General features: G+C 58.5%; 23 protein-coding genes. 5 read left to right on the top strand and 18 right to left on the bottom strand.

Annotation, left to right across the window (positions count from 1 at the left end; all coding sequences use genetic code 11):
- The first annotated feature begins 1 nt into the window (after position 1).
- On the top strand, positions 2-829 hold the full coding sequence (locus ACXAGD_RS18350) for an alpha/beta hydrolase (RefSeq protein ID WP_475212424.1): 828 nt from the start codon (positions 2-4) through the stop codon (positions 827-829).
- 286 nt (positions 830-1,115) lie between these two features.
- Here the strand turns inward: ACXAGD_RS18350 and ACXAGD_RS18345 are convergent, their stop codons facing one another.
- The 10 genes from ACXAGD_RS18345 to pip form a co-directional block, all read right to left on the bottom strand.
- Positions 1,116-1,865 (bottom strand): proteasome-type protease, encoded by a 750-nt coding sequence (locus ACXAGD_RS18345; protein WP_475212422.1) that lies wholly within the window; start codon positions 1,863-1,865, stop codon positions 1,116-1,118.
- Positions 1,866-1,876: 11 nt separating this feature from the next.
- The gene (locus ACXAGD_RS18340; protein WP_475212420.1) at positions 1,877-2,674 is read right to left on the bottom strand and encodes a transglutaminase family protein; all 798 of its coding nucleotides are present in this window, start codon (positions 2,672-2,674) and stop codon (positions 1,877-1,879) included.
- Positions 2,675-2,677: 3 nt separating this feature from the next.
- Positions 2,678-3,619, bottom strand: coding sequence for an alpha-E domain-containing protein (locus ACXAGD_RS18335; RefSeq protein ID WP_475212418.1), 942 nt, complete (start codon positions 3,617-3,619; stop codon positions 2,678-2,680).
- 1 nt (position 3,620) lies between these two features.
- Positions 3,621-5,039, bottom strand: a complete 1,419-nt coding sequence (locus ACXAGD_RS18330) for a circularly permuted type 2 ATP-grasp protein (RefSeq protein ID WP_475212416.1) — start codon at positions 5,037-5,039, stop codon at positions 3,621-3,623.
- Positions 5,040-5,569: 530 nt separating this feature from the next.
- Positions 5,570-8,044 carry a translation initiation factor IF-2 gene (infB, locus tag ACXAGD_RS18325; protein ID WP_475212414.1) on the bottom strand — a complete coding sequence of 825 codons (2,475 nt, stop codon included), beginning with the start codon at positions 8,042-8,044 and terminating at the stop codon, positions 5,570-5,572.
- An 8-nt stretch (positions 8,045-8,052) separates the two neighbouring features.
- Positions 8,053-8,676, bottom strand: coding sequence for an RNA-binding protein (locus ACXAGD_RS18320; RefSeq protein ID WP_475212412.1), 624 nt, complete (start codon positions 8,674-8,676; stop codon positions 8,053-8,055).
- Between the two features lie 24 nt (positions 8,677-8,700).
- Positions 8,701-10,314, bottom strand: a complete 1,614-nt coding sequence (nusA, locus tag ACXAGD_RS18315; RefSeq protein WP_475212410.1) for a transcription termination factor NusA — start codon at positions 10,312-10,314, stop codon at positions 8,701-8,703.
- Positions 10,314-10,904, bottom strand: a complete 591-nt coding sequence (rimP, locus tag ACXAGD_RS18310) for a ribosome maturation factor RimP (RefSeq protein WP_170463029.1) — start codon at positions 10,902-10,904, stop codon at positions 10,314-10,316. The genes nusA and rimP overlap by 1 nt, the downstream gene beginning before the upstream one ends.
- Before the next feature lie 159 nt (positions 10,905-11,063).
- A complete protein-coding gene (locus ACXAGD_RS18305; RefSeq protein ID WP_475212407.1) occupies positions 11,064-11,885 on the bottom strand; it encodes an ABC transporter substrate-binding protein in 822 nt (273 codons plus the stop codon).
- The gene (pip, locus tag ACXAGD_RS18300; RefSeq protein WP_475212405.1) at positions 11,882-12,859 is read right to left on the bottom strand and encodes a prolyl aminopeptidase; all 978 of its coding nucleotides are present in this window, start codon (positions 12,857-12,859) and stop codon (positions 11,882-11,884) included. Before pip ends, ACXAGD_RS18305 begins: the two co-directional genes overlap by 4 nt.
- A 48-nt stretch (positions 12,860-12,907) precedes the next feature.
- Between pip and ubiG the strand changes: the two genes are divergently transcribed.
- Positions 12,908-13,654, top strand: a complete 747-nt coding sequence (gene ubiG, locus ACXAGD_RS18295; RefSeq protein WP_475212403.1) for a bifunctional 2-polyprenyl-6-hydroxyphenol methylase/3-demethylubiquinol 3-O-methyltransferase UbiG — start codon at positions 12,908-12,910, stop codon at positions 13,652-13,654.
- 435 nt (positions 13,655-14,089) lie between these two features.
- Here the strand turns inward: ubiG and ACXAGD_RS18290 are convergent, their stop codons facing one another.
- The 4 genes from ACXAGD_RS18290 to ACXAGD_RS18275 are packed head-to-tail and all read right to left on the bottom strand — an operon-like array spanning position 14,090 to position 16,398.
- Positions 14,090-14,530 (bottom strand): MarR family winged helix-turn-helix transcriptional regulator, encoded by a 441-nt coding sequence (locus ACXAGD_RS18290; protein WP_475212401.1) that lies wholly within the window; start codon positions 14,528-14,530, stop codon positions 14,090-14,092.
- A 14-nt stretch (positions 14,531-14,544) separates the two neighbouring features.
- Entirely contained in the window at positions 14,545-15,375 is an 831-nt protein-coding gene (locus tag ACXAGD_RS18285) for a carbon-nitrogen hydrolase family protein (RefSeq protein WP_475212399.1), read from the bottom strand.
- Positions 15,375-15,632 carry a glutaredoxin 3 gene (gene grxC, locus ACXAGD_RS18280; protein ID WP_475212397.1) on the bottom strand — a complete coding sequence of 86 codons (258 nt, stop codon included), beginning with the start codon at positions 15,630-15,632 and terminating at the stop codon, positions 15,375-15,377. Before grxC ends, ACXAGD_RS18285 begins: the two co-directional genes overlap by 1 nt.
- 37 nt (positions 15,633-15,669) lie before the next feature.
- Positions 15,670-16,398 carry a double zinc ribbon domain-containing protein gene (locus tag ACXAGD_RS18275; protein ID WP_475212395.1) on the bottom strand — a complete coding sequence of 243 codons (729 nt, stop codon included), beginning with the start codon at positions 16,396-16,398 and terminating at the stop codon, positions 15,670-15,672.
- A 16-nt stretch (positions 16,399-16,414) separates the two neighbouring features.
- On the opposite strand from ACXAGD_RS18275, the gene ACXAGD_RS18270 reads away from it, so the two are divergent.
- Complete coding sequence (locus tag ACXAGD_RS18270) at positions 16,415-17,245, top strand: methyltransferase domain-containing protein (protein ID WP_475212393.1); 831 nt, start codon at positions 16,415-16,417, stop codon at positions 17,243-17,245.
- A gap of 57 nt (positions 17,246-17,302) precedes the next feature.
- Entirely contained in the window at positions 17,303-18,352 is a 1,050-nt protein-coding gene (gene hemH, locus ACXAGD_RS18265; RefSeq protein WP_475212391.1) for a ferrochelatase, read from the top strand.
- Positions 18,353-18,438: 86 nt separating this feature from the next.
- Here hemH and ACXAGD_RS18260 read toward each other — a convergent pair whose 3' ends face one another.
- Positions 18,439-18,621 carry a hypothetical protein gene (locus tag ACXAGD_RS18260; protein ID WP_010442520.1) on the bottom strand — a complete coding sequence of 61 codons (183 nt, stop codon included), beginning with the start codon at positions 18,619-18,621 and terminating at the stop codon, positions 18,439-18,441.
- A 140-nt stretch (positions 18,622-18,761) separates the two neighbouring features.
- On the bottom strand, positions 18,762-19,361 hold the full coding sequence (locus tag ACXAGD_RS18255) for a L,D-transpeptidase (RefSeq protein ID WP_475212388.1): 600 nt from the start codon (positions 19,359-19,361) through the stop codon (positions 18,762-18,764).
- A 169-nt stretch (positions 19,362-19,530) separates the two neighbouring features.
- Here ACXAGD_RS18255 and dalA point away from each other — a divergent pair, with 169 nt between their 5' ends.
- The gene (gene dalA / locus ACXAGD_RS18250; protein ID WP_475212386.1) at positions 19,531-20,046 is read left to right on the top strand and encodes a divisome-associated lipoprotein DalA; all 516 of its coding nucleotides are present in this window, start codon (positions 19,531-19,533) and stop codon (positions 20,044-20,046) included.
- Positions 20,047-20,113: 67 nt separating this feature from the next.
- On the opposite strand, the gene ACXAGD_RS18245 is transcribed toward dalA, so the two are convergent.
- Together ACXAGD_RS18245 and hpf are read right to left on the bottom strand one after the other, a co-directional pair.
- Positions 20,114-20,578 carry a PTS sugar transporter subunit IIA gene (locus ACXAGD_RS18245; RefSeq protein WP_475212384.1) on the bottom strand — a complete coding sequence of 155 codons (465 nt, stop codon included), beginning with the start codon at positions 20,576-20,578 and terminating at the stop codon, positions 20,114-20,116.
- A 63-nt stretch (positions 20,579-20,641) separates the two neighbouring features.
- On the bottom strand, positions 20,642-21,205 hold the full coding sequence (gene hpf / locus ACXAGD_RS18240; protein ID WP_475212382.1) for a ribosome hibernation-promoting factor, HPF/YfiA family: 564 nt from the start codon (positions 21,203-21,205) through the stop codon (positions 20,642-20,644).
- Between the last annotated feature and the right edge of the window lie 112 nt (positions 21,206-21,317).

Here is a 21,317-nt window from a genome sequence, read left to right as displayed (position 1 = left end):
GATGCTGTACCGGGGATTCACGCAGGAGGAGCTGGATCAGGAGTATTCGCCCCGGTCGATGATCGGCGGTGACCTGACCCCCTATGTCGAAAGCTATGCCGCGCTCAGTGCGCAGTATCGGGCGCAGATGGAAGTGATCGGGAACCTTTCTTACGGTGAAGGTCGGGATCAGGTTCTGGATTTCTTTCCCGCGAAGGGCGCTGGCGCGCCACTGCATGTCTTTATTCACGGCGGTTATTGGCAAGCGCTGAGCCAACGCGAATCGGCGATGATGGCCCCGGCACTGGTTCAGGCCGAACAGTCCCTCGCGACCCTGAACTACACATTGGCCCCCGACGCGCGGATTGGCGATATGATCGAGGAATGCCGTGACGCTTTGCTGTGGCTGGCGGCAAACGCGCCAGATCTGGGCTTTGATCCTTCACGCGTTACCCTGTCCGGCCACAGCGCCGGTGCCCATCTGGCAAGCATGGTCATGGCCACGTCAGCCGATGCACTGGCCCGCGCCGGGTTGCGGGTGCGTGACGTGATTCTGATCAGCGGTGTCTATGATCTGGAGCCGATCAGCCTGACCCCAGTTAATGATCCGCTGCAACTGACCCCGGTCGAAGTCCATGATCTTTCCCCCATCCTGCACCCGCCCGCCCCCGGCCCGCGCTATCGCGTGACAGTTGCCGAACGCGACACACCCGAGTTCATCCGCCAAAGCCGGGACTATGCCGAACTGCTGCGCAAAGCCGGGCATTCGGTCAGTTTCGACCTGCAAAAAGGGATGCAACACTTCGATATCATCATGCATCCGGGGACGTTTGTGCCTGCACCGCGGTAGTCAGAGGTTTTGGAGGTCAGATAGATTTGGTCTCGCGTCCCAAACCAGCGTGACCACTACAAACCGTACATTTCAAGGCAAAGCAAGGAACGTCCGGTTCGCGCCTAAAAATGCTTCTTGCTACGTTTTTCACCCAGGACTGCTTTCGGGTAAAAGCGGACTTGGTTGCGTTATTCGGACGACCACTTTCCGCCATACAAGTTTATTGGCCGTTGCGGCGATGCTGCCCATCGAAACAGCGAAGTAATTGAATTGCTTACAAATACCCGGCGCAACTCAACGGCATTCAAAGGTCTTGTTCGCCGACGTCGGTATACTCCGGAAGTTTAGACAAAGCAGATTTTAGCGCGTCGCCCCAACCTTCTGAAACAGTTCGGAAGTAGTCGTCATCCGCCTCGAACCGCGAGCGTTTGCCAGCCTCGAAACTGTCTTCGTTATACAGCAGCAGATCCAGCGGGGCGCCGACGGACAAATTGGCTTTGATCGTGGAATCGAAGCTAACGAGCAAAAGTTTCACGGTCTCGGGAAAGCTCATCTCGGGATCATAGGCGCGGACAAGGATTGGACGACCGTATTTTGTCTCTCCGATCTGAAAGAACGGGGTTTCATCTCCGGCTTCGATGAAGTTGCCTTCCGGATAGATCAGGAAAAGGCGCGACGGTCCGCCTTTGATCTGTCCACCCAAAACCATCGTGGCATGAAAGGCGCTGTCGGCTTGTTGGCCGGCTTTCGCGTGCTGTTCAATCACGCTGTTCAGCGTTTCCGCCACCAGTTGTGCAACTTGAAACATCGTGGGCGCTTCGAGGATGGATGGAGTGCGCTCTTCCGGTACTTTGGTACGTTCTTCGAGCAAGCTGATCGTTGCCTGGGTCGTCGCCAAGTTTCCGGCCGTCAGCAAGGTGATGGATCGCTCCCCTTCTACCGTCCAGTTGAACATCTTGTTGAAGGTCGAGACATTGTCTACGCCAGCGTTTGTGCGTGTGTCGGACATGAAAACAAGCCCGCGGTTCAACCGCATGCCCACAGCATAGGTCATTGTCTTCTCCGTTATTGCTGTGCGACCTGCAACTGTACCGTCAATTGCTCGCCCGCTGTCCCTATTCGGCTTCCTATTACCGGGGCAGCCTGCGTATAGTCCAGACCGGTTGCGACACGAACGTAGCGATCATCAGGGGAAATCCCGTTCGAGACGTCAAAACCGACCCAACCGAGCCCCTCCAGATGCACCTCGGCCCAAGCGTGGGTTGCGTCCTGCAATTCGGTTTCATTCATCATCAGATAGCCCGAGACATAGCGCGCCGGTAGGCCGATCTTGCGGGCGCAAGTGATGAAGATATGGGCGTGATCCTGACACACGCCGCTGCCTGCCTCGATAGCGTCTTCTGCGCTCCAATCGGGGTGCGAGCTTCCGATCTCATATGTTACGCAGTCTCGGATTGCTTCGGACAAGGCATGCATTTGGTCCAGCGGTTCACCGTCAGGCAAGGACCGGACCAGTTCGTTGACACCTTTTCCCGGCTTCGTCTGTTCCGTGCTGCGTTCAAAAAGCCAAAGCGGGGTCGAGCCCTCATGACGCCCCAAAACACCGTGCGTGTCTTCAACTTCGACCACCCCTTCTGATATCAAAGAAACGCTTTGGGTGTTCACGTTAAAGCTGATCAACTCCACCGTGTTGCGATGATAGTCCTCATAGCTCAGTTCCTTGCGACCACCAACAACCTCAGTCGCCCAGCTTTCAATGCGCTGGTTGCGAAAAGACTTGGGCGTCTTCCTCAACTGCTGAAGACCGAAAGGAACCGGCGCGTCGAAGTCGTATCGGGTTTCATGTTTGATGTGCAGTTTCATAGGCTACTCATAGAACCGGTAGTCGACTTCGATCTGGCGGCTTAGCTCACCAAGATCATTGAGAAAATCCTCGATGTATTCGTGCAGCCCATAGTCGAAAATATCTGATATCTGTCGACCAAGGTACTTATCGGAAAGCAGGTTGGATGCTTCGCACGATGGGCCCGCAAATCCGTAGTCTTTCTTGAGATAGGACAGGTTCTCCTGAATTTTCCTACAACAGAAGTGAAGACTGCGGGGCATGCGCTGATCCAGGATCAGAAACTGAGCGATATCCGAAGGTGTTGTTTTTTGCCCGTGCGTCATCCGGTATCCGCCACCGGCCCCGACTGAGCGCAGGATGCTCTCCCACTGGATATTGTCCAGCGACGACCCGACCGAAAACGCAGTGGGCAGCAAGACATAATACTTAACGTCCAGAATGCGCCCGGTATTGTCAGCACGTTCGATGAAATTTCCGATGCGCATAAAATCGAACATGTCGTTTCGCAGCATGGTGCCAAGGATCGCACCACGCACGAGGGCCGCTTGCTGACGGATCAGCTCAAGCGTACCCGGCAAGTCTCGTTCGTTCACGCGACGCTTCATGGCAGCATCCACCTGCATCCACGTGCTGTTTACCGCGCTCCAGACGTCATGGGTCAACGCCGTTCGAACAAGACGCGCGTTATCTCGGGCCTGTTTGATGACCGATTTTATGGATGAGGGGTTTTCACCATCCCTCAGCATCCAATCCACGGCGTTTTCTTTGGTGATATTTTCATACTTAGCAGAATATCCACTCAGAACGCCCGCTGTCTTCAGCACCGAGCCCCATTCCTCGACCGAGTTTTGGGTTCGGGTCAATGCCATGCGTTGCCCGGTTTCCAACAACCTCGCTGTGTTTTCCGCGCGCTCCAGATATCGGGACATCCAGAACAACCCACCAGCCGTTTTTCCCAGCATGTCAGTCCTCCAGAACCCAGGTGTCTTTTGTCCCGCCGCCCTGGCTGGAATTCACAACCAGTGACCCTTTCTTAAGAGCGACGCGGGTCAGCCCCCCCGGGGTGATTTTCACACCTTCAGGCGAAACCAAAACAAAAGGCCGCAGGTCGACATGTCTGGGTGCCAATCCCGATCGCGCAAAAATCGGAACTGTCGATAAAGACAGCGTCGGCTGTGCGATGTAGTTCGAGGGCCGCGATTTGAGCTTGTCTCGGAAGGTCGCGATCTCTTTCTTGCTGGCCGTTGGTCCGATCAGCATCCCATAACCGCCAGAGCCATGTACCTCTTTCACGACAAGCTCGGACAGATTGTCCAGCACATAGTCCAAAGACTCCGGGTCGCTACATCGCCATGTCGGGACGTTTTGGAGAAGTGGCTTTTCACCTGTATAGAATTCAACAATTTCAGGCATGTAGGAATAAATCGCCTTGTCATCGGCAATCCCGGTGCCGGGTGCATTGGCAATGGTGATGCCCCCGGCGCGGTATACGTCCATAATGCCCGGCACCCCCAAAGTGCTGTCCGGGTTGAAGTTCAGAGGGTCCAGAAAATCATCATCAACCCGCCGGTAAAGAACATCGATCGGTTTGTACCCGCGCGTTGTGCGCATGCAGACCCGACCATCAACAACCCGCAGGTCATGTCCTTCGACCAATTCCACAGCCATCTGATCCGCGAGGAACGCATGCTCATAATAGGCCGAGTTGTAGATACCGGGCGTCAACACGGCGACGGTTGGCTCTCCTTCAGCGCAGCTAGGCGCACAAGCAGCAAGTGATCGTCGCAGGTTTTTAGGATAGTCAGAGACATTCCGTACATTGTTGGCACTGAAGAGTTCGGGGAACATCTTCAACATGGTTTCCCGGTTTTCGAGCATATAGCTGACGCCTGATGGCGTGCGGGCATTGTCCTCCAGAACATAGAACTCATCCGGCCCGGTGCGCACCAGATCGATACCGACAATATGCGTGTAAACCTGACCGGGCGGCGCAACGCCAAGCATCTGCGGCAGGAACGCTTCGTTGCCAGCGATCATCTCGGCGGGAACACGCCCGGCACGTACTATTTCCTGACGATGGTAAATGTCGTGGAGAAAGGCATTGATCGCTCTGACCCGCTGTTCGATACCACGCTCCAGCCGCTGCCATTCCCGCCCGGATATGACCCTTGGAACAATATCAAACGGGATCAACCGTTCTTCCGCCTCTGCTTTGCCGTAAACGTTGAAGGTGATCCCGGTCAGTCTGAAAACTTCTTCAGCTTCGCGCTGTTTGGCTCTCAGCCTTGACGCATCTTCTGCATTGAACCAGCGTCCGATTTCTTCGTAGGAACCTCGGAGAGATCCATCAGCACTAAACATCTCGTCAAAATAGTCGCTCATGCAAGAAGTGTGACTGACATGCGCGCGGATTCAAGTGCTATGGTCGGGATCACCCAACGCCTTCCGAAAAACGCCTATTTTTCAGGCAAAGTGATACGCAGATCGCCAAAGGGCTATTTCGTTTGAGGGCGTAATCACTCGCTGCCAACTGCAAAACAACAGCTGTGAGCGTTTTTCAGTTTATTTGCAGGATCGCTTGAGAGGCTTTTTGAGAAACTGAACGCTGGAGAGCGAGCGCTTTCAAGGAAGTTGGAAAGCGGATGTAAAAGCCCAAACCACATTCCCAGACCAATCGTATTTTGCCCGTTGCTCGCGCATAGCTGCCATACATTGCAGCCCTCGAAGCGGCTGCTTAGTCCGCACAGTCGACATTTAGTCCGATTAACTTGGTGTTTGCGACAAGACCGTTTCGTGCGCCGCGCTCACTGACTCCACAAACCTTGCAGACACTGCCCTTCGCTCGCGACCTCCCACAAAGAAAAACAGCGGCCCCATGGAGCCGCTGTCTTCAAATTCTATTCTGAACCAGATCAGTCCAGCGTACGGGTGACCTCTTCGCGCTCGAAGATTTCGATCACGTCGCCTGCGCGGATATCGTCGTAGTTTTCGAACGCCATACCGCATTCTTGACCCGACTGGACCTCGGCCACTTCGTCCTTGAAGCGCTTCAGCGTCTTCAGCGTGCCTTCGTGGATCACCACGTTGTCGCGCAGCAGGCGAACGCCGGCCGAGCGGCGAGCAACGCCCTCGGTGACCAGACAGCCAGCAACCTTGCCAACGCCGGTGACCTTGAAGACTTCGCGGATTTCAGCGTAACCGATGAACTTCTCGCGGATCTCGGCGCTCAGCAGGCCGGATGCGGCGGCTTTCACGTCATCCACGAGGTCATAGATCACCGAGTAGTAGCGGATCTCGACACCCTTCTGGTTCGCAGTGTTCCGGGCCGATGCGTTGGCACGGACGTTGAACCCGAAGATCGGAGCACCGGACGCTTCGGCCAGACCGACATCCGTCTCGGTGATCGCACCAACGCCCGAATGCAGAACGCGCACGCGCACTTCGTCGTTGCCGATCTTTTCCATGGCCTGAACGATGGCTTCAGCCGAACCTTGTACGTCCGCTTTCATCAGAATCGGCAGCTCGGTGACGTTTTCGTCTTCTTTGGCCTTTTGCATCAGCTGCTCAAGGGTCGTTGCGGCACCAGCGGCGGCGCGTTTATCCTTGGCGGCTTGTTCGCGATATTCCGCGATTTCACGGGCCTGCGCTTCGGTCTCGGTCACGTTCAGAACGTCACCGGCCTCGGGCGTACCATTGAGCCCCAGAACCTCGACCGGAACCGAGGGACCAGCTTCCTTGACGCGTTCGCCCTTGTCGTTGATCAGCGCACGGACTTTACCGTACTGCTCACCCACAACGAAGATGTCGCCCTGATGCAGCGTACCGTTCTGAACCAGAACGGTGGCAACGGGACCGCGGCCTACGTCCAGCTGAGCTTCGATCACAGCACCTTGGGCGGCGCGGTCGGGGTTGGCTTTCAGTTCCAGAATTTCCGCTTGCAGCGCGATGGCTTCCAGCAGTTCGTCCAGACCCTGACCGGTGATAGCGGACACTTCGACGTCCTGAACCTCACCCGACATTTTCTCGACGATGACTTCGTGCTGCAGCAAGTCGGTGCGGACCTTGTCCGGGTTTGCATCCGGCTTGTCGACTTTGTTGATCGCAACGATCATCGGCACTCCGGCCGCTTTAGCGTGGTTGATCGCCTCGATCGTCTGCGGCATCACCGCGTCGTCAGCCGCGACAACCAGAACCACGATATCCGTGACCTGAGCCCCGCGCGAACGCATCGAGGTAAAGGCCGCGTGGCCCGGTGTATCCAGGAAGGTCAGCGTGGTGCCGCCATCGGTTTTCACCTGATAGGCGCCAATATGCTGGGTAATGCCACCGGCCTCTCCAGCCACAACACGCGCGTCACGGATCGCATCCAGCAGCGAGGTCTTACCGTGGTCAACGTGACCCATAATGGTAATGACCGGCGGACGCGGCTGCAGATCGTCTGCGCTGTCCTCGACCTCTTTGATGACGTCTTCAACATCCGAATCAGAGACGCGGGTGACCTTGTGGCCAAATTCCTCGATGATCAGCTCGGCGGTGTCTGCGTCGATGGTCTGGTTCTGCGTGACCATCATACCCATCTGCATCAGCGATTTGACAACGTCAGCTACGCGCTCGGCCATACGGTTGGCCAGCTCCGAGACCATGATCGCCTCGGGCAGCTGTACGTCGCGGATCACCTTTTCCCGTTCGACCGGGCCGCCCATGGCTTTTTGACGCGCACGCTCCTGCTTGCGCTTCATCGACGCCATCGAGCGTTGGCGGTTGCCTTCGCCACCGGTGGCCTGACCCAGTGTCAGCTTGCCGGAACGACGGTTGTCATCACGACCTTTACCACGACCGCGTTGTTCGCGTTCGCGATCCTGCTTGCGCGGTGTCGCAGCAGGCGCCGGCTTGCTGGCCGGAGCACGGGCGGCTTTGGGTTCTTCGGGGGCCGGGGCGGCGGCAGCGCGTTTGGCGGCTTCTTCTGCCTCTTTGCGCTTGCGCTCTTCCTCTTCTGCCTTGGCCTTTGCACGTTCTTCCGCCTCACGCTGTTCGCGTTCTTTGGCTTCCTGCTCGGCACGGCGACGGGCGCGTTCTTCTTCACGCGCCTTTTCGGCGGCCTCACGGGCGGCGGCCTCTTCGGCCTCGCGCGCTTTGGCGGCCTGCAATGCCTTCATCCGGCGGGCCATTTCCGCGTCGGAAATCCCGGCAGGGCGACGCGACGGATCACCCGAGGGCGTTGCTCCGCCACCCGGCTTGCCGGCGCCCGGCTTGGGAACCACCACGCGCTTGCGTTTGGTTTCCACCACGACATTCTTGGTACGTCCGTGGCTGAAACTCTGTTTCACATTTCCGGGGCGTGCCCCGCCACGAAGACCCAATGTCTTTTTGCCGTCATTATCGCTCATAAAGCTTCTTACCCTTCCGCGCGGCCCCTGCCGCCGTCATCCGTTTCGCGCAAGCCACGCAGGCGCTGCGCTTCCTCTACAACACGTTTGGCGAGTCCACCAGAGGCCAAGGCCGCATGAATCACCGTTTGGCGCCCAAATGCCTGTCCCAACTCGTCCGCAGTGAGCCATCCGATGTATTTTCCGAAGTGCGGCGTGCTCAGTTTCGACTTGCCGCGCCCCGATCCATCAGAGGCCTGAATCAGTACCTGGGCCTCTTCCCGGTCCAGCCACGTCTTGACCTTTTCGTACCCGGCGACCGCGTCACCGGACTTGCGCGCCAGGCTGAGAAGTTCAACCACGCGACGCGCAACCTGCTTTTCGACCTCATCGGTCAGGTCCTTCGGCACGCTCACCTGTGCCTTGAACCCGCGGGCGAACAGCTTTTTGCCCACGGCCTTGTCCAGCGCGGCGCGGTCCGCAGCCACATAGACCCCGCGTCCCGGCAGTTTTGCCGCAACATCCGGATAGACCTGACCGTCTGGTCCCGTCACAAAGCGGATCAGCCCGAATTTCGGCTGCACCTCGCCCGTGGCGATGCACTTGCGCTCAGGTCCCTCAGACCGATCTTTTTGGACGCCACCGCGACCCATGTGCGCCACCCCGAGGCCCTGAGATCAGGCCTCGGCCTCCTCTTCAGCAACTTCGCTGTCTTCTTCGGCTTGTTCCAACTCGGCCGGATCGACCCAGCCCAGCATGATGCGCGCGGTCATGACCAGATCCTGTGCTTCTTCCAGCGAAACGCCGAAAGGCTCAAGCACACCGTCATCCTTGATACGCTCACCATCTACCGTGGTCCAGCCACCCGCCAGCTCCCAGTCGGCGCAAGTGGCAAAGTCTTCCAGCGTTTTCACGTCATCCTTTGCCAGAGCTTCTACCATCTGGGGTGTCAGGCCTTCGAATTCAATAAGGCTGTCTTCAGCGCCCAAGCTGCGGGCGCTATCCAGCGCCGCTTTGGCCTGTGCCTCCAGGAATTCACGAGCACGGGTCTGCAGCTCTTGCGCGGTGCCTTCGTCGACACCGTCGATCACCAGTAGTTCGTCAAGCTCGACATAGGCAACCTCTTCGAGGTTGGTGAAGCCTTCCGAAACCAGCAGCTGCGCAAAGAACTCGTCCAGATCCAGGCTGTCCATGAACAGTTTGGTGCGGGCTTCGAATTCTTTCTGACGGCGCGCCGATTCTTCGGCTTCGGTCATGATGTCGATGTCTAGACCAGTCAGCTGGCTGGCTAGACGCACGTTCTGACCACGGCGGCCGATGGCAAGGCTCAACTGCTCCTCGGGAACAACAACTTCGATTTTGCCGGCTTCTTCGTCCAGAACCACCTTGGAAACTTCGGCGGGCTGCAGCGCGTTCACCAGGAAGGTCGGCTGGTCTTCGTTCCACGGGATGATGTCGATCTTTTCGCCCTGTAGTTCGTTCACAACGGCCTGTACACGGCTGCCGCGCATACCCACGCAGGCACCGACGGGGTCGATCGAGCCATCATACGAAATCACAGCGATCTTGGCGCGCGAACCGGGATCACGGGCCACAGCTTTAACCTCGATGATGCCGTCATAGATTTCCGGAACTTCCATTTTGAACAGCTCGGCCATGAATTCCGGCGCGGTGCGCGACAGGAATATCTGGTGGCCACGAACCTCGCGGCGAACTTCTTTGATATAGGCGCGCACACGATCATTCGGGCGATAGCTTTCGCGACCGATCTTATCGTTACGGCGCAGAACGGCCTCGGCACCGCCCAGATCGACGATGACATTGCCAAACTCTTCGCGTTTAACAGCACCGTTAATGATGGTGCCTGCGCGATCCTTGAATTCTTCGTACTGACGGTCACGTTCCGCTTCACGGACTTTTTGCAAAATGACCTGCTTGGCGGATTGCGCCGCGATCCGACCCATCTCAACCGGCGGCACTTCTTCAACGAAGACGTCACCTACCTCAGGCGATTCCATGTACTGGCGCGCCTGCTCGACGGTCATCTCGGCCTGGTAGTTTTCCAGCTCGTCATCTTCGACAACGGTACGAACGCGCGTGAAGGTCGCTTTGCCGGTTTTGCGGTCGATGCTGACGCGGATGTCCATCTCGGCGCCGTAGCGGCTCTTGGCGGCACGGGCGAGCGATTCCTCCATCGCTTCTACAACCAGACCGGGGTCGATCATCTTTTCGCGGGCCACGGCCTCGGCGGTCTGCAGCAGCTCCAGCTGGTTGGCTGAGGTGATTGCCATCAGTTCGTCTCCTCTTCGGACCCTTCGGTCTCAATCTCGTCGAAAGCGTTTTCGTTCAGGGCACCGGCATCCTTGCGCTGGCGCAGCATTTCTTTGATCAGATCATCGGTCAGGACCAGCTTGGCATCGCTCAGCCAGTCGAATTGCAGACCAATGGTGATCGTCTCAGACCCTTCGGGAATGTTGATCAGAACCTCATCCCCTTCGATCCCGGCCAGCTCACCCTTGAAGCGGCGGCGGCCGTCGATCAGTTCAGCTGTCTCGATCTTGGCCTCATACCCTTCGAAATTCTCAAAATCTTTGAGACGGGTCAGAGGGCGGTCGATACCTGGGCTGGACACTTCCAGCGTGTAGGCGTCGAGGATCGGGTCCTCGACATCCAGCGTGGCGCTGACCGCGTTGGAAATCTCGGCGCAGTCATCCACTTCGATGCCACCATCGGGTTTGTCGGCCATGATCTGCAGCGTGGTCTGCTTGCCGCTCATCAAACGGATGCGGACGAGTTCGTACCCCAGATCCTCGATCACGGGGGTGATGATCTCGGCCAGTCGCCGGTCGATGGCAGCTTTGGCAATAAGGTCGTTTGTCATCTGGCACTCTACCCTTCGAGCGGGCACAAAAAAACGGGCGCGCGGCCCGTCGAATTTTCCGGTGGAGCCTTGAACCGAAAGTCCAACGCGCCGCTGTTGAAACTGCATATACGCAGGCTTTTCCTAAACTGCAACCCCCGGCGGGATTCGTGAACGGATTTACGCCCGCCACCACCGTTCGGCAATGCGCCCGTCGTCCAGCGCGCGCTTTGCCCCGATCTGGCGCGGCATACCTACATGCGAGGCCACGGCCAGCGCCATATCCGATTCGCTGGGGTGATACCGCAGGCCGCGCTGGCCCTTGAGGTCATCGCGCTCAGGCAGGGTCGCCACATCCACATATCCATCCCGCAAGGCCTCCGCCCGCACGCGAGCATCGGGAATGACAATAATCTCGAACGTGTCAGCCCATCCGGCGGTGCCGCCCTTGTAATGCCCGGCAACCTTGCGGCCCAGAAAATGGCGATCATCCTCGGCCCGTTCCACACGGTAACACCCCGTGCCATTGGCCGCATGCAGAGGCGTCACGCCCTGACCTTCGCGCGTGATGACAAATCGGCTGTCGGCCAACAGGAAAGGCAGGCCCGGGTTGGCCTCGGCCAGTTCCAACTGCACCGAGTCGGCCGTCAGCGCCTCGGGCCGTCCGACCTCGCGCAGCACCGAGACCACGTCGGCCACGTCCAAAGCCGCGCCATCGTGGAACGCCACGTCGCTGCGCAGGTCAAAACGCCAGACGCGCGCGTCGGTATCGGTCTGCCAACCAGTTGCCAACTCACCGCGCAAGGTGCCGTCGGGCGCGATCTCGGTCAGGGTATCGAACACGGCCCCACGGGCCACCTGTTCAAGGCTGTCATCGCGTGGCACCGCAAGGCGCAGCGTACCACCAGCCTTTGGCGTATCCGCCAAAGAGGCGCCGGTGGCCGCAAGCAACGCAGCAGCAGCACCCGAAGCAAACAAAGCACGGCGGTCAATCCGGGTCATGCCACCCCCTCGGCCACGCGGTCCATGATCCTGACCAGTTCGGCACTGATACCGGGCTCTGAGAGGGCGTGACCTGCGTTGCGCACCATTTTCAACTCGGCATTGGACCAGCGTTCAGCCAGGTTCCACGCGGCCTGCGGAGGGCAGATCATGTCATAGCGTCCCTGCACGATATGGCCGGGGATATGGGAGATCTTGTCCATCTGATCCAGAATCTGCCCGTCTTTCTCAAGGAAAGCGCCGTTGATGAAATAGTGGTTCTCAAGTCGTGCAAACGCGCGCGCATATTCGCCGGGGCTTTCCCCCGTCATTCCGTTTGTGTGAATCGAGGCCAGCGCGTTTTCCCACGCCGACCACGCCCGCGCATACAGGATTTCCGTTGCACGGTCCCCCGAGAACAGGCGCTTGTTATAGGCGCCAATGGGGTCTGACAGTTCTTCTTCGGTCAACAATGCCGTAAACTTGGCCCATTGCTCGGGCCAGAATTTACCCGCGCCGCCGCCATAGAACCAATCCAGCTCGGCCTGCGTGGCCAGAAACACGCCGCGCAACACCAGACGGTTGACTCGGTCGGGATGGGTTTGCGCATAAACCAGCGCCAGGGTCGCGCCCCAACTGCCGCCAAACACCGTCCAGTCGTCGATATCCAGCAGGGTCCGCAGCCGTTCGATATCAGCGACCAGATGCCACGTCGTATTGTCAGTCACCGAGGCATGCGGCCGTGACCGGCCACAGCCGCGCTGATCGAAAAGAATCACCCGATAGACGGAGGGGTCGAAATACCGCCGCATCGCCGGGCTGCAACCACCACCTGGGCCGCCATGCAGGATCACCACCGGCGTGCCGTTGGGATTGCCGCATTGTTCCATGTAAATACGATGCCCATCGCCCACATCGACCATGCGCTGATCGAAAGGATCGATCGGCGGGTACAGATATTGAACTGCGCGCTTTTGGTCCGGGTACTTGTCCATTATGGCCCTATATAGTCCTTAAACGTAAAAGAGCATACGGAGACAGGAATGCAAGCGCATCCGAACACGGTGGACCCTTCCGAGATCGCAAAATTTGAAGCGATGGCGGCCGAGTGGTGGGACCCTCATGGGAAATTCAAGCCCCTGCACATGCTGAATCCGTGCCGTCTGGATTATATCACACAACAGATTGCGGGCGAATTCGACCGTGATCTCAAGGCCCCGCGCCCGTTCGAAGGCCTGCGCCTGCTGGATATCGGCTGCGGTGGCGGGTTGCTGAGTGAACCGATGGCCCGCCTTGGCGCCACGGTGGTCGGGGCCGACGCGGCAGAGGGCAACCTGCCCGTCGCCCGCATCCATGCCGAGCAATCGGGGTTGGAGATCGATTATCGCCACACCACCGCCGAAGGCATGGCTGCAGCGGGCGAACAATTCGACGTAGTGCTGAACATGGAAGTGGTCGAACATGTGGCCGACCCACTGTCGTACCTGACCGCTACGCAGCAGCTGCTGAAACCCGGCGGGCTGGAGATTTGTTCGACCATCAATCGCAACCCGAAATCCTATGCGATGGCGATCTTCGGGGCCGAGGTCGTCATGCGGTGGCTACCCCGCGGCACGCATGAATGGAACAAGTTTATCACCCCCGACGAGCTGTTCGACCTGCTGCGTCAGGCCGGACTGGAGCCAGTGGACCGCAAGGGATTCGTGTTCAACCCGATCCTGTGGAACTGGTCGATCTCGGATCGCGATCTGAGCGTGAATTATGTGACGGCGAGTGTGAAACCGGGGTGAGTTTAGATCGGCCAACTTACCCATCTTGCAGTGGATGCCGATTTCAAATGATGGATGCAAAATCCGCCGTTCGGTTTTTCCCTTGGGTGATCGCGTTGGCAGCGCCCTGCACCCAAGGCTGTGAAAGCTAATGCACTTGAGACTGAGCGACCTCCATGGATCGATTCTTGCGGTCCATTTCTTCTTTTCTCTTCTTGTTGTCCTGGTCGACATGCCACTTGATGGCAAAGAACATACCAACGCCTAACACAATGATCTTGAAGGGAAAGAAAATGAAAGGGAATATTTCAGACCAGTGATCCATCGCGTATCTCCACGCTATTACATGTTATTGGCTGCAATAGTGCGCGGTAATTAATAACTGCCGCAGACAACATCAGCCATGTTGACGCAGGTCAAACATCGCTTCTGTAACGCACTTGTTTTACTTGGAGGTTACTCCCCCTCCAACTGCAACCGCAAATCCCGCAGCACCGGCAGCGTGCTGCGGACGCGCTCGAGCCCCAACTCTCCAACCACGCGGTTGATCAGCGGGGCAATGGACGAAATCGCCTGATCGCGTGCACGGCGACCGGCGGGACTGATGGCGACCATCTTGCGGCGGGCATCGTCCCAGTCGGGGCGGATGTGGATGTATCCGGCCCATTCCAGCTTGGCCAACGTGTTGGTCATCGCCCCGCGCGTGACGTGGAAGGTGCTGGCCAGTTGCGCCGGGGTCCGCTCATCGCCGACGAACACCAGATGGTTCAGTACCGAGAAATGCGAGATTTCCATACCCTTGGGCAGAACGCGGCTGAGCCGGTTCCGCAATAGCTGGTCGGCGGTCAGGATCTCGCTGAACAGCGCGACCGCAAGGGCATTATGTTCGTCAGTCATGTCTCGGTTCTGGATCAGGGCCCCTCGAAGGGCCGCACGTGAGTCAATGAGGGCACACGGCGGCGCGCCTCTGCCACAGAACTATCATCCAAATCGAAAATGTGAATGCCCGGATCGGTGCCTGCGTCGATGACGACCTCTCCCCACGGGGCCACAACCATGCTGTGACCGTAGGTATGGCGCGTCCTGCCGCGGGTTTTCGGGTGCTCTCCGGCCTGGGCCGGGGCCAGCACCCAACAACCGTTTTCAATCGCCCGCGCCCGCAGCAGCGGTTGCCAATGGGCCGCGCCGGTCACCGGTGAAAACGCTGCTGGGACAGTAAAGATACGTGCCCCCGCCTGCGCCAATGACGCATAGAGATGCGGGAACCTTATGTCATAGCAGATGGTCATGCCGACCGCGCCGAAATCCGTCTGTGCCAGCACCGCGCGGTCGCCGGGCCGATAGTTTTTGGATTCGCGAAAGGTCTCATTTTCCGACACCTGCACGTCGAACATGTGGATCTTGTCATACCGCGCCACGATCTGCCCCTGCGGGTCGATCATGAAAGAGCGGTTGGCAAAACGCCCGTCGGCATCATGGGTCTTGATCCCCAGCGAGCCGATCAACAACCACACGCCCAGCGCGGCGGCCTGATCCCGCAGGCCCGTCAGCGTCTGGTCGTCTTCTTCGTGCTGCAAAACCTCGCGCTGCCGCGTCGTGCTGGTAGAGACGCAGTTTGTCACCTCGGGCGTCAGGATGAACCGCGCGCCGTGCCCGGCAGCATCAGCCATCATGGTGCGCACGGTGGCCAGATTTTCGGCCGGATCATCCGACGAGCAAAGCTGCAGCAGCGCGGTTTTCATCAGGCCGCCAGCAGGCGATCCAGCTTACCCTGACGCTCCAGCTCATACAGGTCATCGCAGCCACCTACATGCTGCGTGCCAATGAAAATCTGCGGAACGGTGCGTTTGCCGCCCGCGCGCTGGATCATCTCGGGCTTGCGTTTGGGATGCATCAGAACGTTGACTTCACTGAACTCAACACCTTTTTGCTTCAGCAGGCGCTTGGCCGCATGGCAATAGCCGCACAGTGGCGATGTATAGATTTCAACCGGTTTCATATTCCGTCCCTTCGGGTTTCGCACAATCCTGAGCGAATTAGGCATCCTTGGCAACGCGCGCCAGAGCCAACACGAAAATATGATTTGCCCCCGCGGCAAGGCAGACACGCGCGCAGGCTGCCAGCGTCGCGCCCGAGGTCATGACATCATCCACCAGCAACACGTCACGGCCTTGCACCCGATGGCCCCGCTTGGGATGCGCTGCAATGGCACCTGACAGCGTTTCCGCCCGCTCCGCCGCGGTTTTGCCGTCCAGCACCGGGGTCCGCGCCCGCCGCACCAACAGGTCAAGACACACTTCCAACCCGATCTGACGTCCCAAATGCTGCGCCAACAGGGCCGACTGGTTGTAGCGCCGCTTCAACAACCGCGACCAGTGCAAGGGGACCGGCGCGATCAGCATGTCGTCACGAAACAGGTCCTGCCCGGCTTGCGCCATCCAGCGGGCCGCTGGTTTCGCCAATTCAGGCCTGTCCCCGTGTTTCAGCGCAAGAATCAAGGACCGCGCCTTGCCGTCATACAAAAGCGCTGCGCGCCCGTCCTGCCACGGGCGCGGTGTTTTCATGCAGTCGTCACACTCGATCCGGTGGCCATCCGCCTCGCCCGGCAGTGGCACGCCGCAGCTTTCGCACACCACCCCGCCGATAAACGGCGTGTCGCGCCAGCATTTTCCACACAGACCGAAATCCTGTTCGGTCAGTTCCCCGCATCCCAGACAGCGTGGCGGATAGATCAGTTGAACAGCGGTTTGAATTCGCTGCCACATGCGATAATTGCGCCCTATGAAGCTGCCTGACTCCAACGCACCCTCTCTGTTCGACCGCCCGGCCCTGACCCGGCACCGCGTCCGCGCGCAGGATGACGCGCTGTTCCTGCACCATGCCGCCGTGGACGAGGTACAGGATCGGCTCTCCATGGTTAACAAATCCTTTACGGCGCCCGCAGTGGTGACGCCGTTTGCACAGATTTGGCGCGATGTGCTGCCGGAGGCACAGATCGTCGCGGATGATGACGTGCTGGACCTAACGCCCGGTGCGCATGATCTGGTGATCCATGCCATGGCCCTGCACTGGGCCAACGATCCGGTCGGGCAGCTGATCCAATGCCACCGCGCCCTTCGTCCCGACGGGCTGCTGCTGGTGGCCTGTCTGGGTGGAGAAACCCTGCACGAGCTGCGCGCCGCTCTTGGACAGGCTGAGATCGAGGTCGCCGGTGGCCTCAGCCCTCGCATCGCACCGATGGCTGAGCTGCGCGATCTGGGCGGCTTGCTGCAACGGGCGGGCTTTGCGCTGCCGGTGGCCGACACCGCGCGTCTGACGGCGGAATACCGCGACCTGACCCACCTGATGCGCGATCTTCGGGCGATGGGAGAGACCAACAGCCTTTCAGGCCGCGTGAAACACCCCACAAAGCGGCAGGTCTTTGCCCGGGCGCAGCAGATCTATGCCGACCACTTCACGACGCCTCAGGGCCGTCTGGCCGCCACGTTCGAGCTCATCTGCCTGACCGGTTGGTCACCCGACGACAGCCAGCAGAAACCCCTGCGGCCCGGATCGGCCCAAGCGCGCCTTGCAGATGCGCTGGGCGCAAAAGAAGGCAAACTGCCCGATTGACGACCGGGTTTTTCCGGTTATCTCAGCTTGGCATAGAGAAATCTCAGGAAGCCCGACATGTTTGACGCCACTCGCCCATCCCACGCCCCCGCCGACCACCCCAAGGTCAAGATGGGCCGCGTCGGCATTCTGCTGGCAAATCTGGGCACGCCGGACGACTACAGCTATTGGCCGATGCGCCGCTATCTGAACGAGTTTCTGTCAGATCAACGTGTCATCGATTATCCCAAATGGAAATGGCAGCCGATCCTTCAAGGCATCATCCTGACCAAACGCCCCTTCAGCTCGGGCGAGGCCTACAAGTCGATCTGGAACCACGACAAGGGCGAAAGCCCACTGATGACGATCACCAAGGACCAGACTGCCAAGCTGCGCGATGCGATGCAGGCGCGTTATGGCGATCGCGTGCTGGTCGATTTCTGCATGCGATACGGCAACCCGTCGACCAAATCCAAGGTGCGCGAGATGGTGGCCGCTGGTTGTGACCGCATCTTGTTCTTTCCTCTTTACCCGCAATACGCCGGTGCCACGACGGCCACCGCCAATGACCAATTCTTCCGCGCGCTGATGGAGGAAGCCTGGCAACCGGCCTCTCGAACCGTGCCTGCTTATTTTGATGAACCCGCCTATATCGACGCTTTGGCCGGTTCTGTTGAAAAGGCATATGCGGCGGCCCAGACAAAGCCGGACATTCTGGTCGTCTCATACCACGGAATGCCGGAACGCTATTTACAACAGGGTGATCCCTATCACTGCCAATGCGCGAAAACCTCGCGCTTGTTGAAGGAACGGCTGGGCTGGTCGGACGATCAGCTGGTTTCAACATTCCAATCTCGATTCGGCCCCGAGGAATGGCTAAAGCCTTATACTGTCGACCACGTTGCCGAACTGGCACGACAGGGCAAAAAGAACATCGCCGTCATCGCTCCGGCTTTTTCCGCCGATTGCATTGAGACGCTTGAAGAGATCAACGAAGAGATCAAGGAAAGCTTCGAGGAAGCAGGTGGCGAGAGCTTTACCTATATCCCCTGCCTGAACGACGATGATTCGCACATCGCGGCCTTGGGCAAAGTGATCGAGGACAATCTGAAGGGCTGGCTGGACTGATTAGCCACCAATCAGACCCGCTCAATCAGGCATGAAAAAAGGCGGTGGATCGCTCCACCGCCTTTTCTCTAGGTAGTACTGTCGAATTAGCTTGCGGCAACAGCTGCAGCAACTACGACTAGCAGGATCAGCGGCAGGATGATGCCCTGCGACGAACCTTGGGTTTCCTCAACAACAACCGGTGCTTCAACAACCGGCTCTTCCAGGTTACCGGCATAAGCGGTCGAAGCAGCAGCGGTCAGTGCAGCGGCGAGAACGAGTTTCTTCATATTAACCTCCAGAATTTGCACGGTTCCAAATAGCGAAACCGCACATCCAAGACTTACCTCGTAAGTTTTTTCTAATCAGCTATCCAACTGGAATGCAATTGCAACTTACGCCGCAAGCGGGTTCGTGCGCGAAAATGTCGTCAAATAAGCAACACTTGCGTGCCGACCTGCGCCATTGAGAACAGTTCCGCGATATCTTCGTTGAAAAGCCCGATGCAGCCGTTCGACGAGCGACGCCCAATTTTGCGCGTGTCATGAGTGCCATGGATGCGATAGTATTTCCAACTCAGATACAAAGCGTGTGTTCCCAACGGGTTATCCGGCCCCGGAGGAATATAGTCCGGCCATTCCGGGTTACGCTTTTTCATCGAGGGCGTCGGCGACCAGCTGGGCCCCTCGACCTTGCGTACCACGCTGGTGCGGCCGCGGCGGGTCAGTTCCTCGGTCAGCGGTACGGAAGAGGGGTACAATTTGTACACCCGCTGGTCATCCGACCAATAATGCAGGGCGCGAGATACCGTATCGACCAGAATGGCCCCGTTGTTTGTGTTGGAAAAATAGGGCTGCCAGTCCAGCGCTCGGAAGCCTGAGATATTGCGACGCACCTCTGGTTCCGGCTCAGGTGCGGGGCGCAATGGGTCACCGGGGATGTATTGCGCAACTGCAGGCGTCGCCAAAAAGGCGGACGCTCCGGCCAGGAATCCCCGGCGTGAAGACGCGTGATTATGTTTTTTGACCATGACGGGCGGTCCTTTTCTAAGGCCAGTCTGAAATTCCAGCGTATTTTATGGCTAGAATGCTTCAGTCGCAAATCAAACCGGCAGATTCATGCGGAACCGGGCCAATGCGCGTTTGCCCAAGGCGGTCTGTCGCGCTATGCCCTAGGTTAAACCAAACATCAGGTCGAACATGACGCGTATAATTACATTACTATTTGCCTGCTTTATCGGGCTGGCCGCATGTACACCCGGCAGCACTCCGACGTACGGATCGGACGGGCGGCCGCTGCCGTCAGTCTACAAAATCAGGGGCAACCCCGAAAAGCTGCAGTTCCGCATGCTTGATTCGGTCAACGCACTGCGCCAGGCCCAGGGCTTGCAGGCGGTACAACTCAATTCGCAGCTGAACGCTGCGGCGGCCACGCACGCCAAGGACATGGCGCGCCAGAACCGCCCCTGGCACTTTGGATCGGACGGATCGTCCCCAATCGATCGGGCGCAGCGGGTTGGCTATTATGGCACATTCCTTGGTGAAGCCATTTCCGAGACTTATGAGACGGAAACCGAAACTCTGGCCGCGTGGATGCAGGAACCCGGCCCGCGCTCGGTGATCATGGACCCCAAGGCCACGCAGATGGGCTTTGCCTGGCATCAGGAAGGTGGCGGCAAGATCTGGTGGACGCTGGAAATGGGTGCAGGCGGGTAACCGCAAACCCGTCCGGAAAACAAAAAAGCCCCCGAATATTCGGGGGCTTTTTTGTTTCCTAAAGCTCTTAGGCCGCTTGCACGGACTGCGCTTCGGTCAGAATGGCGTACAGCTTGACCGGATCAGGATTGGCTCGCAATTTCGAGCAAACCGAAGTGTCCCGCAGGGTGCGTGAGACCAGCGCCAGTGCCTTCAAGTGGTCCACTCCAGCTTCTTCCGGTGCGAACAGCGCAAAGGCGATATCAACCGGCTGGCGATCGACCGAACCGAAATCTATCGGCTTTTCCAACATGACGAAGACACCGGATACGGCCTCAAGCTCGGCCATGCGCGCATGCGGCAACGCCACGCCATGCCCCACACCGGTGGGGCCCAGACTTTCGCGCTCCAACAGGCCATCAACGACGATCTGGGCCTCAAGACCCAGAGTCGCGTCTGCCACATCGGCGATTTCCTGAAACAGCCGCTTCTTGCTGGATGCGGCGGACAATACACGCACTGCTTCGGGCTTCAGTATGCTCGAAAGCTCCATGATTACGCTCCATGGCGAAGCCCCCGCAGAGTGCAGGGGCCGGGCCTTTGCTATTCTTGCCTGTTACGGATCGATCCAGCCGATATTGCCGTCCTCGCGGCGATACACGACGTTCAACCCGTCCTTGTTTTCATTCCGGAACACCAGCACCGGAGCGCCGGCCAGTTCCATCTGCATAACGGCTTCACCAACACTCAACGATGGTATCTTAGTTTCCATCTCAGCCACGATCATCGGCTGCAGGGATTCCGGCTCCGCTGCCGACTCGGATTCGTCAGAAGCGAGGATATAAGAGGAAGCTCCAAAGAGTTCAACCGGCTCAGACCGATCCTTGTGGTGATCCTTGAGGCGGCGTTTGTAGCGGCGCAGTTGGGTTTCCATCTTGTCGCAGCAGCCCTCAAACGCCGCGTAAATTTCGGTTGCATGGGCCTTGGCCTGCGCCGTTAGGCCGGTGGAAAGATGTACGGTGGTTTCGCATACATATTCATGCGCAGAACGGGAAAAGACGACATTGGCGTCGGTCGGACGCTGGGCATATTTGCCCACGACCTCGCCCAGTTCGGTCTGCACATGGGTCTGGAGTGCTTCGCCGATGTCGATCTGTTTTCCGCTGATTTGGTAACGCATGTGATCTCCTTCACAATTCACACCCATTCTGACGTCACGTAACGCGACGCACTTGTTTTTATCGGGTGGGGGGTAGAGACAATTTCTGCGGTAGCCGCACCGTTCCCCCTTC

The sequence above is a fragment of the Ruegeria sp. ABF4_144 genome, from assembly GCF_056160045.1.
The sequence above is the reverse complement of the archived record's forward strand: the minus strand, read 5'-3'. Positions and strand labels throughout refer to the sequence as shown.

Bases quoted from the DNA above. Each gene is read 5' to 3' on its own strand.
- ACXAGD_RS18345 (WP_475212422.1), bottom strand. From the start codon at position 1,865: ATGACCTATGCTGTGGGCATGCGGTTGAACCGCGGGCTTGTTTTCATG.
- ACXAGD_RS18290 (WP_475212401.1), bottom strand. From the start codon at position 14,530: ATGACTGACGAACATAATGCCCTTGCGGTCGCGCTGTTCAGCGAGATC.
- ACXAGD_RS18245 (WP_475212384.1), bottom strand. From the start codon at position 20,578: ATGGAGCTTTCGAGCATACTGAAGCCCGAAGCAGTGCGTGTATTGTCC.
- dalA (WP_475212386.1), top strand. From the start codon at position 19,531: ATGACGCGTATAATTACATTACTATTTGCCTGCTTTATCGGGCTGGCC.
- ACXAGD_RS18285 (WP_475212399.1), bottom strand. From the start codon at position 15,375: ATGAAAACCGCGCTGCTGCAGCTTTGCTCGTCGGATGATCCGGCCGAA.
- infB (WP_475212414.1), bottom strand. From the start codon at position 8,044: ATGAGCGATAATGACGGCAAAAAGACATTGGGTCTTCGTGGCGGGGCA.
- ACXAGD_RS18275 (WP_475212395.1), bottom strand. From the start codon at position 16,398: ATGTGGCAGCGAATTCAAACCGCTGTTCAACTGATCTATCCGCCACGC.
- ACXAGD_RS18330 (WP_475212416.1), bottom strand. From the start codon at position 5,039: ATGAGCGACTATTTTGACGAGATGTTTAGTGCTGATGGATCTCTCCGA.
- ACXAGD_RS18260 (WP_010442520.1), bottom strand. From the start codon at position 18,621: ATGAAGAAACTCGTTCTCGCCGCTGCACTGACCGCTGCTGCTTCGACC.
- ACXAGD_RS18255 (WP_475212388.1), bottom strand. From the start codon at position 19,361: ATGGTCAAAAAACATAATCACGCGTCTTCACGCCGGGGATTCCTGGCC.
- ACXAGD_RS18305 (WP_475212407.1), bottom strand. From the start codon at position 11,885: ATGACCCGGATTGACCGCCGTGCTTTGTTTGCTTCGGGTGCTGCTGCT.
- nusA (WP_475212410.1), bottom strand. From the start codon at position 10,314: ATGGCAATCACCTCAGCCAACCAGCTGGAGCTGCTGCAGACCGCCGAG.
- ACXAGD_RS18340 (WP_475212420.1), bottom strand. From the start codon at position 2,674: ATGAAACTGCACATCAAACATGAAACCCGATACGACTTCGACGCGCCG.
- hpf (WP_475212382.1), bottom strand. From the start codon at position 21,205: ATGCGTTACCAAATCAGCGGAAAACAGATCGACATCGGCGAAGCACTC.
- grxC (WP_475212397.1), bottom strand. From the start codon at position 15,632: ATGAAACCGGTTGAAATCTATACATCGCCACTGTGCGGCTATTGCCAT.
- ubiG (WP_475212403.1), top strand. From the start codon at position 12,908: ATGCAAGCGCATCCGAACACGGTGGACCCTTCCGAGATCGCAAAATTT.
- ACXAGD_RS18335 (WP_475212418.1), bottom strand. From the start codon at position 3,619: ATGCTGGGAAAAACGGCTGGTGGGTTGTTCTGGATGTCCCGATATCTG.
- rimP (WP_170463029.1), bottom strand. From the start codon at position 10,904: ATGACAAACGACCTTATTGCCAAAGCTGCCATCGACCGGCGACTGGCC.
- pip (WP_475212405.1), bottom strand. From the start codon at position 12,859: ATGGACAAGTACCCGGACCAAAAGCGCGCAGTTCAATATCTGTACCCG.
- ACXAGD_RS18270 (WP_475212393.1), top strand. From the start codon at position 16,415: ATGAAGCTGCCTGACTCCAACGCACCCTCTCTGTTCGACCGCCCGGCC.
- ACXAGD_RS18350 (WP_475212424.1), top strand. From the start codon at position 2: ATGCTGTACCGGGGATTCACGCAGGAGGAGCTGGATCAGGAGTATTCG.
- ACXAGD_RS18320 (WP_475212412.1), bottom strand. From the start codon at position 8,676: ATGGGTCGCGGTGGCGTCCAAAAAGATCGGTCTGAGGGACCTGAGCGC.
- hemH (WP_475212391.1), top strand. From the start codon at position 17,303: ATGTTTGACGCCACTCGCCCATCCCACGCCCCCGCCGACCACCCCAAG.